Consider the following 9,787-nt stretch of genomic DNA (forward strand, 5'->3'; position numbering starts at 1 on the left):
GTCTGGGGGAAGGGGAAGGAAAAGCCCTTTTCAAAGGGTTTTCCTTCCCCTTCCCCCAGCCGCCGGAGGCATTCTCCCCCCTACAGCGATTCGAGGCCGGCGAGGACCTTGTCGATGAGGATGCGGGGGGTGGAGGCTCCGGCGGTGACGCCGATGCGTTTGTATCGGGCGAGGTCGTCGAGCGGCAGTTCGTCCACGGTTTCGACGTGCTTGCAGGGCGTGCCCTGTTCGGAGACGACCTGGGCGAGGCGGCGGGTATTGCCGCTGTTGTAGCCGCCGACCACGACCATGAAATCCACGGTCCGGGCCAGGTCCCTGGCCTCGGTCTGGCGCAGTTTGGTGGCGTCGCAGATGGTTTCGAGCACGGCCACCTCCACGTCGTCGCGCGCGGCCAGTTTTTCGGCGATGAATTCGAAATGCACCCGGTCCTGGGTGGTCTGCGCGGCCAGGACGTAGCGTTTGCCCGGGGTGAGCGCGTACCCGGCCAGCTCGTCGGCGGACCCGAACACGAAATGGCCGTTCTGGGCGTAGCTGACCAGCCCGGCGACCTCGGGGTGATCGGCCTCGCCGTAGAGGAGCAGTTCGCCGCCGTCGGCGGTGTTGCGTTCGATGAGCAGCTGCGCCTTCTTGACCCGGGGGCAGGTGGCGTCCTTGATGCGCACCTGGCGGCCGCGCAGGGATTCCTCCACCTGGCGGGTGATGCCGTGGGCGCGGATGACCACGTGCGCCCCGGCCGGGACCTCGGCGGGGTCGTGAACCATGACCACGCCCTTGTCGGCGTAGCGTTTGAGGACCTGGGGATTATGAATGATCGGACCGAGGATGTAGATAGGATGGCCGTCCGGTTCGGCGACCAGATGGTCGAGCTTGGTCAGGGCCATGTCCACGCCCATGCAGAACCCCGCGGTTTCGGCTAAAATGACTTCCACTGGCTGCGCTCCTTGCCTGGTTTACCGGGAACCGCCGGGCCCGGGAAAACCCTTGACTTGCCGACACCTCTCGGGAATATAGAACCGTCAAACATATGTTTCAAGCAATTCAGACGGCGCTTTTGCGTCCGCAGGCTATTAATTATGAACGAATCCCCGGACGTCAATACCAAAAAGGCCCTTTTGCTCGCCGCCATGGAGGTTTTCGCGGACAAGGGCTTTGACTCGGCCACGGTGCGGGACATCTGCGGCCTGGCCAAGGCCAACGTGGCGGCGGTGAACTACCACTACGGCAGCAAGGACGGCCTGTACGCGGCCGTGCTCGAGGAGATTTTCCCCAAGGGCGAGGAGTGGATTTCCGGCGACGAAGGCAGCCTTCCGCCGGAGGAGCGGCTGCACCGGTTCGTCAAGGGGCTGGCCGAGGAAATCTACACCCAGAGCACCGGGCAGATCGCTCAGAAGTGGGCCATTTTCCTGCGCGAGATGGCCAAGCCGAGCCACAACCTGGACCTCATCGTCCAGCACCAGGTCCAGCCGCGCGCCAACGAGCTGCGCGACATCCTGACCCTGCTCCTGGGCCCGAAGACGCCGGACCAGACCCTGGCCTATTGCAGCTCGAACATCTGGGCCCTGATGCTCGACCACCTGCTGACCCAGCCCATCCTGGACCGGCTCACCCCGCACCGGCCCAACCTGGGCCTGGACGTGGAGGATTTCGTGGACCACGTGGTCCGCTTCGCCCTGGGCGGCATCAATGCGGTGAAACAACGCGCGTAAGGCGTGCGTCGGCCGGACACCCTCCCCTGACCTGCACCGGTCGGCCGCCCCCTTCCCCCCGGAGCGGGGCTCGGCACCCCCGGATGTCCCTCCCCGCCCCGCCCCGCCATTTTCGAGGAACGTCCATGCCCTCTTTCAAGACCATCCCGTTCCTGCTCCCGCTCCTGGCCGTCCTCGCCTGGGCCGCGCCCGCGCCGGCGCAGGCCCCGATCCTGACCTGCCGGGTGATCGCCGCCTACCCCCACGACCCCGGCACCTCCACCCAGGGCCTCTTCTTCCGAAACGGCGTGTTCTACGAGTCCTCGGGCGGCTACGGCCGCTCGTTCCTGGCCATGGTGGAGCCCGTGACCGGCCGTCACCTGAAGACCGTGGAGGTCGCGCCCGACCTGTTCGCCGAGGGCGTCGCGCCCCAGGGCGAGATCCTACGCATGCTCACCTGGAAATCAGGCATCGGCGAAATCTACGCTCTGAAGGACCTTAGGCGGGTGACCAGCTTCGCCTACCGGTCCACCTTCGACGACACCGAGGGGTGGGGGCTGGACTTCGACGGCAAACGGTTCGTCATGTCCACGGGCAGGGCCCGGCTGGAATGGCGAGACGCCAGGACCTTCGCCAAGACCGGCGAACTGCCGGTGACCGACGAGGGGCGCCCGGTACCCATGCTCAACGAGCTGGAATTCGTTGGGAAATGGCTCTACGCCAATATCTGGAAGGCGGACCGCGTGGCGATCATCGACATGGCCGACGGCACGGTCCGCGCATGGCTAGACCTCTCCCCCCTGCGCGGACGGCTGGGCCGGGACTGCGGCGTGGCCAACGGCATCGCCTATGACGCGGCCGGAGGGCGGCTGTACGTCACCGGCAAACACTGGGACCAGCTGTTTGAAATCGAAATTCCGAAATTACGCTGACTTGCGATAGGCCCAGATCAACCAGCCCACGCCGAACAGGATCATGGGCAGGCAGAGCACCTGGCCCATGGACATCCAGTGCAGGGCCACGAAGCCGAGCTGCCGGTCCGGCTCGCGGGCGAACTCCACCAGGAAACGGAACACGCCGTAGCCGAGCAGGAAGACCGCGCCCACGCACCCGTTGGGGCGCGGCTTGGACGAATAGACCCAGACGATGAGGAACAGGAGCGCGCCCTCGAGCCCGGCCTCGTAGAGCTGCGAAGGATGGCGCGGCAGGCCGCCCGCGCCGGGGAAGGGCATGCCCCAGGGCAGGTCCGTGTACCGGCCCCACAGCTCGCCGTTGATGAAGTTGCCGATGCGCCCGAAGAAGAGGCCCGGCGGGACCAGCGGGGAGACGAAGTCGCCCACCTCCAGGAAGGACATGCCGTGGGTCCGGCCGAACAGCCAGCAGGCCAGCAGCACGCCGAGGCAGCCGCCGTGGAAGGACATGCCGCCCTCCCATACCGCGAAGATCTTGAGCGGCTCGGCCAGGTAGAAGGACGGGTTGTAGAACAGGACGTAGCCGATGCGCCCGCCCAGGACCACGCCGAGGATGGCCCAGGTGAGGAAGTCGTCCATGAGCGGAGGCGTCATCTTGTTCCACGGCTTGGTCGCCCGGTAGCGGCCCAGCAGCCAGCCGGACACGATGCCGAAGACGTACATCATGCCGTACCAGCGCAATTGCAGCGGGCCTAGGGAAATCATGACCGGGTCGAACTGGGGGTAATTGAGCATGAAAAAAGGGCTCCGTCGGCAAGGACCGTATTTTTTTTCCGCTAAAAATCGGATACGATGAGAGGCAACGCACAGGGTGTCCCTTTTTTCATCGCCCCGTCAAGCCCAAAGCAGACAGTCATGCAGAAGCCGCAGGAAATCGACATATTGGAAATGCCCGTAGAGGGCCTGGCCGCCTATTGGCTGTCCATCAAGAAGATCATGGACGCGCGCAAGGGGCGCGACATCCTGGACGAGGAGATCGCGACCACCTCGGAACCGTACATCCTGCACCTGCTCGAGACGGTCTTCTCGGCCCTGGACATCCCTCTTGTCCGGCGGCTGGCCCAGACCAAGCGGGACATCCTCATCGACGACTACCGGACCAAGATCGACCTCATGCGCCTGGCCATCTACGCCGTGGCATCGGGCGAGAACCCGCGCATCACCCTGGTGCGCATGGACTCCAAATTCGCCCACCCGCTGATGACCGAGGACCGCGCCTTCGACATGGCCACGGCCATGTTCGACGCCCTCAAGCCCAAGGGCGTGGACCTGAACATCCTCCTCTCGGTGGACCACAAGCTCAAGGCCGACCGGTTGCTGGTCAAGCTGCTCTTTTTCGTCATGTACGCCCGCCGCGAGGGGCGCCAGAACCTGGACCGCTTCATCCCGTACCTCGGCTCGCGCTTCTTCTCCGAGGGCGTTTCCCTGGCCATCGACAACTTCGAGGCCGACTTCCTGGCCAACCACCTGGAGAACATCCGGGACCGAGTCATGGTCGAGACCGGCCGCAAGATGGACATGGCGCTCGAGATGGCGCTCGCCATCAGAACCAAAACCGCTTACGACAACATCTTCCGTATAGCCAGGACGTACATGTCCTGAACAAGGAGACTTTATCATGCATAAATCATTGACGTTATCCACAGCAATCCTGCTCGTGCTGGCCTTCGCTCTGCCCGCAATGGCGGACTCCGTCGACATCGGCAACCGCAACTTCGAGCGCGCCTGGCGGGTCTACGTCACGCGCAACGACGAAAAGGCCGCGGAGTATTTCAAGGCCTCGGCCGACGCCTATGCCCAGGCCCTGGGCGAGGACCCCGTGAGCCGGACCATGAACTTCCAGTCCTCCCTGGACAAGGCGGGCATCGCCATGTACTTCGCCGGGCAATACGACCAGAGCATCAAGACCCTGACCGAGGCCCAGGGCGAAAAGGACAAGATCTGGGACGCCGCCCTGTTCATCGCCCTGTCCGAGGGCCGCAAGGGCGACAAGGAGGCCGCGCTCAAGGCCTTCGACAAGTTTCTGGAAGCCAACCCCTCCCAGCGGTTCATCACCTCCGAGATGAGCCGGGTCCTGCCCGGCGTCAAGGACGGCTCGATCAAGCTTTCGGACGCCATCGACGCCATCGAGCGGGAAACCCAGCACCAGTTCGTGCAGAACGTGCTTCGGTACAACAACCGAAACGGCATGATTCCGGCCTCGGAGGCGTGCAACGGGTCGTACTGGTGGCGCTACAACAGCGCCCCCTGCTCGGGCGGCTTCCTGCGCTACTTCTAAGAAACGGATGCGCCTGCCCGGAACCTTCCGGGCGGGCGATTCACCTTGTACTTGACGAACTTGCGGGAATGTACAACGATCCCTAAAACTTTTAACGACCAAGCACATTATTAATGACCACGGACAGCCTCGACATCCCGCAACAGTACCTCCGGGCCTTCACCAAGGAAGAGATCAACGAAATGCCCCTGCGCCACTACGAGGGGGATATCAAGGTCGTCCGCAGCGATGCGGATCTCGAGGAGGCGCTCGAAGGCATGCGCGCATCCTCCCTGCTCGGCTTCGACACCGAGACCCGGCCCGTGTTCAAGAAGGGCAAGAAGCCCGGCCCGCCGTCCCTGCTCCAACTGGCCACCTCCGACTGCGCCTACGTCTTCCAGTTGGGCGTCCTGCCCCTGGCCAAGGGGGTCTGCGACATCCTGTCCAACCGGCGCATCCTCAAGACCGGCGTGGCCGTGCGCGACGACATCCTCGGGCTCCAGAAACACTCCCGCTTCAAGCCGAGCGGCTTCGTGGACCTCTCGGACATCACGGCCAAGTACAATCTCCAGACCCACGGGCTGCGCAACATGGCCGCCAACCTGCTCGGCTTCCGCATCTCCAAGTCCGCCCAGTGCTCCAACTGGGCCAAGGACAAGCTCACCCGGCAGCAGCTCGTCTACGCCGCCACCGACGCCTGGATCAGCCGCGAGCTGTACCTGGCCCTGGAAGAGCTTGGCCTGACCTAGGGGGCGGCCCCATACATCCTGTACACACTCGGATGCCGGTTTTGCGCCCCTGCGGCCTTCAAACCGGGTCCGCGATTTGCGACACCCTGCGCCCCCCGGAGCGGAGAGATAAGGCGAGAATATGCTTGAGGAACTCAAGGCGCTCAAACGGCGCTATCCCACGGCGGAAACGTTCAAGTTCGGCGATAGCGCCGCCCTATGCCATGCGCTCCTTTCCCTGGTGCGCTCCAGAAGAAAAGTGGCGACCTGCTGCGCGCTGCGGGACTATCAGGACAGCGAACCCATGCCGGCTGTCGGGCGGCGGGATATCGCGCTGAACTGGGACGACACGCCGGCCCTTGTCATTGAAACCGTTGAATTGATCCAGTGCCGGTTCGATGCGGTGACGGAAGCGATGGCCTTGGCCGAAGGCGAGGACGACAGCCTTGAGGGTTGGCGGGCGGGACATCGCGACTACTTTGAGCGCAACGGCGGGTTTTCCCCGGATATGCCAATCGTCTGGGAACGGTTCATCCTCATCGAGGACCTGGGCTGAGAGCACGGGCCGCCGCCAGCCTGCCAAAAAAAGGGACTCGCTTCTCGTTTGGGCCGCTCCCAAGGCGGCCGGAATTCCAGGCTCCACCCCGCCCTGACAGGACGCTATGTCCCGCCGCCCCCAGCCGCGAGGCTTGGCATATATCGTGCAATTTACCTGCGGACGGGCAATTCGTGCCTTTTGCCCGCCGTTTTTCTGACGGGCCGCCCCACGGATCGGCCCGCAACGCATCGATTACATTGGATGTATCCATGAAAGAACAGTGCACTTCCAAAGCCGCCGCCAAAACCGGCGCACAGGCCGCGCCGGAGCGGATCTACCACTTCAGCCCCAAGGTGATCATCATCGCGGGCCCGCCCGCCGGGGGCAAGAGCCATGCCGCCCGCAAGCTGGCCGACGAGCTGGGCTATGACCTGTTGCGTCTGGACGCCTTCACCCATCAGGTGGCCGAGCAATACGGCGGCGACATCGAGGCCGTGCGCCACCCGGGCACATACACCGATTTCAAGAACGTATTTATCCCCCAGCTGCGCGCCCGCCGCTACCGCGACATCGTCTTCGAGGGATGCCGCATCAGCCATCCGCACATCCACCAGGCCTTTCTGGACGCACTGGACGACATCTATTCGCCCTTCACCATCGTCCAGGCCTTCTACCTCAACCCGGACCGGGACGTCCGCCTGCAGCGGTTCGCCCTGCGCCGGGTGCGCCAGACCAAGGAGGCGGTCAAGACGGGCAAACCGCTTCCGGCCAACACCCCGTTCTGCGAGATGCTCGAACCGGTGCTGGACGGCTACCAGGTGGTCGGGGACTCGGACGACATCACCCGCTGGGCCGAGGCCAACCGCGACGCGGTCCATCCGGGCGTGCCCGAGGCCGACCGCGAGGTCTTCAAGACCATCGCCGAGGCCGACTCCTTCAACCCCTTCTACCAGACCATCGAGTACCGGGGCCGCGTGCTCGTGCCCGGCTTCACCCAGTCCGGCCAGGCCTGGCGGAACATCCTCAAGCTCGGCGTGGAGTTCACGGGCAAGACCCTGTGCGACTACGGCTGCATGCACGGCTACTACACCTTCAAGGCCGAGGAGATGGGCGCGGCCGGGGTGGGCCTGGACATGGACCAGGGGGCCGTGGACCTGGCCAACTACCTGGCCGGGGCCAAGGGCTCGGGCTGCCACTTCATGATCTACGACATCACCACCCCGCTGAAGCAGAAATACGACATCATCCTGGCCCTGAACGTCCTGCACCGCACGGGCAAGTTCGAGCTGACCACGGAGATCATGTTCGCGCACTGCAACGAGTGCATCCTGGAAGTGGGCGAGAGCCAGCTGCCGGTGATCATCGCCGAGGCCACGCGCCAGGGGTTCAAGCTGCGGCGGAACATCCCGTCCCACCGCACGCAGTCGTGCATCGGCCCGAGGCGCATCCTGCACATGGCCCGCAAGGAGGCCTAAACGGTGAAGCGGATCGCCTGGATCGGCGGCTACTACTTCCGGCCGCCGCACACCCGGGACACCGGTTTCGAGATCGTCAACATCCCGCTCGCCGGGCCCGAAATCCTGACCTGGACGGATATCGTCAAGCGCTGCCAAGGTGAGCCGGACATCGTCCTCTACGCGGACCGGTCCATCCCCCCGCCGCTCGTCGGCGTGGAGTCCTACCCCTGCGCAACGGCCTTCTACGCCATCGACTCGCACATCCACTCCTGGTACCCCATGTACGCCCAGGCCTTCGACCTGGCCGCCGTGTCCCTGCGCGACCACATGCCCCGGTTCCGGCAGCGGCTTTCCGACGACCGGATCCTCTGGCTGCCGCCCTACCCCCTGCGCGACGAGCAGCCGCCGCAAGCCCCTCCGGCCAAGGAGTGGGACCTGCTCTTCGTGGGCACCGTCAACCGCGAGACCACGCCCGTGCGCTACCAGTTTCTGAAGGAACTCAAGGCCCGGCTGCCCAACCTCCACGTGACCACGGGCGAGTTCGGCGAACTCTTCCCCAAAGCCCGCGTGGTCCTGAACATCGCCGAGCGCGGGGACCTCAATTTCCGGGTCTTCGAGGCCCTGGCCTGCGGCGCATGCCTGGTCACGCCCGCCATCGGCCATGGCCAGTCCCGACTGTTCACGGACGGCGTGCATCTGGTCACCTACCCGCCCGACGACGTGGACGAGCTGGTCCGAATCGTCTGCGGCCTGCTGGCCGACCCCGAGCGGCGCGAACGCATCGCCCGCGCGGGCCAGGCCGAGATCGAGGCGCACCACCGGGCGAGCCACCGCGCCGCCGCCCTGCTCGCGGCCATGGACGCCATTACGCCCGAGACCGTGCAACGGCGGCTCGATGACGCGGGGCGCATCCACGCCAAGTATCTCAAGGTGGTCTACCTGCACCTGGCCGAGGCCTATGCGGATATGGAATTGGGCGAACGCTACCTCAGGGCCGCGCTCGGGAAGGACTAGTACTCGCCGCTGAAATCGGGCAGCTTGCGGCCCTGCTTGCGCTCGGCCGTGCGCTTCTTGCGGTCCAGCCGTTTGCGCTTGGCCGACTTGGGCACCCGGGTCTCCTTGCGCGGGACCACCGGCTTGAGCGCCCACTGCATCAGCTCCACGAACCGCTCCACGGCCGAGTCCTTGTTGCTCTTCTGGCTGCGGAATTTCTGGCTGGTCACCTGAAGCACGCCGTGCTTGTCCATGCGCCGCTTAAGTTTCCCCCTGATCGCGACCTTCTGCAACTGGGTCAGGCTCGGGGAATTCTCCACGTCGAACAACAGCGTAACCCGCGTGTCCGCAGTGTTGACGTGCTGGCCGCCGGGGCCGGAGCTGCGGCAGGCGATGAAGCGCAGTTCGGTCCAGGGAATGTAAACGGTCTCGGTGATGCGAAGCATGCCGCAGGGTGCCACGCCGGGCCGCGCACGGCAAGCGCTTACTCATTGACAGCCGGGCGGTTTTCTCTACAATCCGCTGACCAAAACCAAACGAGGTATCCCATGTCCAACCAATGCCCCTGCGGGTCCGGCCTGGAACTGTCCAAGTGCTGCTCCCCCTATATCTCCGGCGAAGCCGTGGCCCCCACCGCCGAAGCGCTCATGCGCTCCCGCTACACCGCCTACGTGCTCAAGGAGCTCGACTATCTCAAGGCCACCCTCGCGCCCGAGGCCCTCAAGGACCACGATGACGCGTCCGTGCGCCAGTGGGCCGAATCCGCGCAGTGGCTGGGCCTGACCATCCACGACACCTGGGCTGGCCTGGAAGGCGACGAGGCGGGCATCGTGGAATTCTCCGCCCATTACGCCATCGACGGCGAGGAGCAGGACCACCGCGAACGCAGCCGGTTCCACTTCATCGACGGCAAGTGGCTCTACGTGGACGGCCAGATGGTCGCCGGGCCGCCCATCCGCAAGGAACCCAAGATCGGCCGCAACGAACCCTGCCCCTGCGGCTCGGGCAAGAAATACAAGAAGTGCTGCGGGCGCTAGCTGTGAAGTTATAGGAGGTTGTTCACTCGGCCCTAATCGGTCAAATTGTGTTTACGAAGACGCAATTGCCGAAAGGAGGACCGAGTGAACATTCATGCCAATGCCAGATTGACGCCGATTC

General features: G+C 64.7%; 12 protein-coding genes. 9 read left to right on the top strand and 3 right to left on the bottom strand.

Going from position 1 to position 9,787, the window contains the following annotated elements:
- Window positions 1–80: 80 nt before the first annotated feature.
- A complete protein-coding gene (gene ispH / locus AB6M95_RS18720) occupies window positions 81–929 on the bottom strand; it encodes a 4-hydroxy-3-methylbut-2-enyl diphosphate reductase (protein WP_371388265.1) in 849 nt (282 codons plus the stop codon).
- Window positions 930–1,073: 144 nt separating this feature from the next.
- On the opposite strand from ispH, the gene AB6M95_RS18725 reads away from it, so the two are divergent.
- Both AB6M95_RS18725 and AB6M95_RS18730 read left to right on the top strand, forming a co-directional pair.
- Window positions 1,074–1,706 carry a TetR/AcrR family transcriptional regulator gene (locus tag AB6M95_RS18725; RefSeq protein WP_371388266.1) on the top strand — a complete coding sequence of 211 codons (633 nt, stop codon included), beginning with the start codon at window positions 1,074–1,076 and terminating at the stop codon, window positions 1,704–1,706.
- Window positions 1,707–1,831: 125 nt separating this feature from the next.
- Window positions 1,832–2,617, top strand: a complete 786-nt coding sequence (locus AB6M95_RS18730) for a glutaminyl-peptide cyclotransferase (protein WP_371388267.1) — start codon at window positions 1,832–1,834, stop codon at window positions 2,615–2,617.
- Here the strand turns inward: AB6M95_RS18730 and lgt are convergent.
- Window positions 2,609–3,391, bottom strand: a complete 783-nt coding sequence (gene lgt, locus AB6M95_RS18735; protein ID WP_371388268.1) for a prolipoprotein diacylglyceryl transferase — start codon at window positions 3,389–3,391, stop codon at window positions 2,609–2,611. The two genes, AB6M95_RS18730 and lgt, sit on opposite strands and share 9 nt — an antisense overlap.
- Before the next feature lie 120 nt (window positions 3,392–3,511).
- Between lgt and AB6M95_RS18740 the strand changes: the two genes are divergently transcribed.
- The 6 genes from AB6M95_RS18740 (at window position 3,512) to AB6M95_RS18765 (ending at window position 8,650) form a co-directional block, all read left to right on the top strand.
- Window positions 3,512–4,258, top strand: coding sequence for a hypothetical protein (locus tag AB6M95_RS18740; protein ID WP_371388269.1), 747 nt, complete (start codon window positions 3,512–3,514; stop codon window positions 4,256–4,258).
- A gap of 16 nt (window positions 4,259–4,274) precedes the next feature.
- Window positions 4,275–4,934, top strand: a complete 660-nt coding sequence (locus AB6M95_RS18745; RefSeq protein WP_371388270.1) for a tetratricopeptide repeat protein — start codon at window positions 4,275–4,277, stop codon at window positions 4,932–4,934.
- Window positions 4,935–5,047: 113 nt separating this feature from the next.
- Window positions 5,048–5,662 (top strand): 3'-5' exonuclease, encoded by a 615-nt coding sequence (locus tag AB6M95_RS18750; protein WP_371388271.1) that lies wholly within the window; start codon window positions 5,048–5,050, stop codon window positions 5,660–5,662.
- A 121-nt stretch (window positions 5,663–5,783) separates the two neighbouring features.
- The gene (locus AB6M95_RS18755; protein WP_371388272.1) at window positions 5,784–6,197 is read left to right on the top strand and encodes an ASCH domain-containing protein; all 414 of its coding nucleotides are present in this window, start codon (window positions 5,784–5,786) and stop codon (window positions 6,195–6,197) included.
- 251 nt (window positions 6,198–6,448) lie between these two features.
- A complete protein-coding gene (locus AB6M95_RS18760) occupies window positions 6,449–7,654 on the top strand; it encodes a methyltransferase domain-containing protein (protein WP_371388273.1) in 1,206 nt (401 codons plus the stop codon).
- A gap of 3 nt (window positions 7,655–7,657) precedes the next feature.
- On the top strand, window positions 7,658–8,650 hold the full coding sequence (locus tag AB6M95_RS18765) for a glycosyltransferase family protein (RefSeq protein WP_371388274.1): 993 nt from the start codon (window positions 7,658–7,660) through the stop codon (window positions 8,648–8,650).
- Here AB6M95_RS18765 and arfB read toward each other — a convergent pair.
- Window positions 8,647–9,075 (bottom strand): alternative ribosome rescue aminoacyl-tRNA hydrolase ArfB, encoded by a 429-nt coding sequence (gene arfB / locus AB6M95_RS18770; RefSeq protein ID WP_371388275.1) that lies wholly within the window; start codon window positions 9,073–9,075, stop codon window positions 8,647–8,649. The two genes, AB6M95_RS18765 and arfB, sit on opposite strands and share 4 nt — an antisense overlap.
- A gap of 102 nt (window positions 9,076–9,177) precedes the next feature.
- Between arfB and AB6M95_RS18775 the strand changes: the two genes are divergently transcribed.
- Window positions 9,178–9,666, top strand: coding sequence for a YchJ family protein (locus AB6M95_RS18775; RefSeq protein WP_371388276.1), 489 nt, complete (start codon window positions 9,178–9,180; stop codon window positions 9,664–9,666).
- Window positions 9,667–9,787: the final 121 nt, after the last annotated feature.

Origin of the sequence: Pseudodesulfovibrio karagichevae, assembly GCF_041414475.1 — a bacterium.
Lineage (GTDB): Bacteria > Desulfobacterota > Desulfovibrionia > Desulfovibrionales > Desulfovibrionaceae > Pseudodesulfovibrio > Pseudodesulfovibrio karagichevae.

Coding starts and splice junctions, on each gene's coding strand:
- AB6M95_RS18755 (WP_371388272.1), top strand. CDS start 5,784: ATGCTTGAGGAACTCAAGGCGCTCAAACGGCGCTATCCCACGGCGGAA.
- AB6M95_RS18740 (WP_371388269.1), top strand. CDS start 3,512: ATGCAGAAGCCGCAGGAAATCGACATATTGGAAATGCCCGTAGAGGGC.
- arfB (WP_371388275.1), bottom strand. CDS start 9,075: ATGCTTCGCATCACCGAGACCGTTTACATTCCCTGGACCGAACTGCGC.
- AB6M95_RS18725 (WP_371388266.1), top strand. CDS start 1,074: ATGAACGAATCCCCGGACGTCAATACCAAAAAGGCCCTTTTGCTCGCC.
- lgt (WP_371388268.1), bottom strand. CDS start 3,391: ATGCTCAATTACCCCCAGTTCGACCCGGTCATGATTTCCCTAGGCCCG.
- AB6M95_RS18730 (WP_371388267.1), top strand. CDS start 1,832: ATGCCCTCTTTCAAGACCATCCCGTTCCTGCTCCCGCTCCTGGCCGTC.
- AB6M95_RS18760 (WP_371388273.1), top strand. CDS start 6,449: ATGAAAGAACAGTGCACTTCCAAAGCCGCCGCCAAAACCGGCGCACAG.
- AB6M95_RS18775 (WP_371388276.1), top strand. CDS start 9,178: ATGTCCAACCAATGCCCCTGCGGGTCCGGCCTGGAACTGTCCAAGTGC.
- AB6M95_RS18750 (WP_371388271.1), top strand. CDS start 5,048: ATGACCACGGACAGCCTCGACATCCCGCAACAGTACCTCCGGGCCTTC.
- AB6M95_RS18745 (WP_371388270.1), top strand. CDS start 4,275: ATGCATAAATCATTGACGTTATCCACAGCAATCCTGCTCGTGCTGGCC.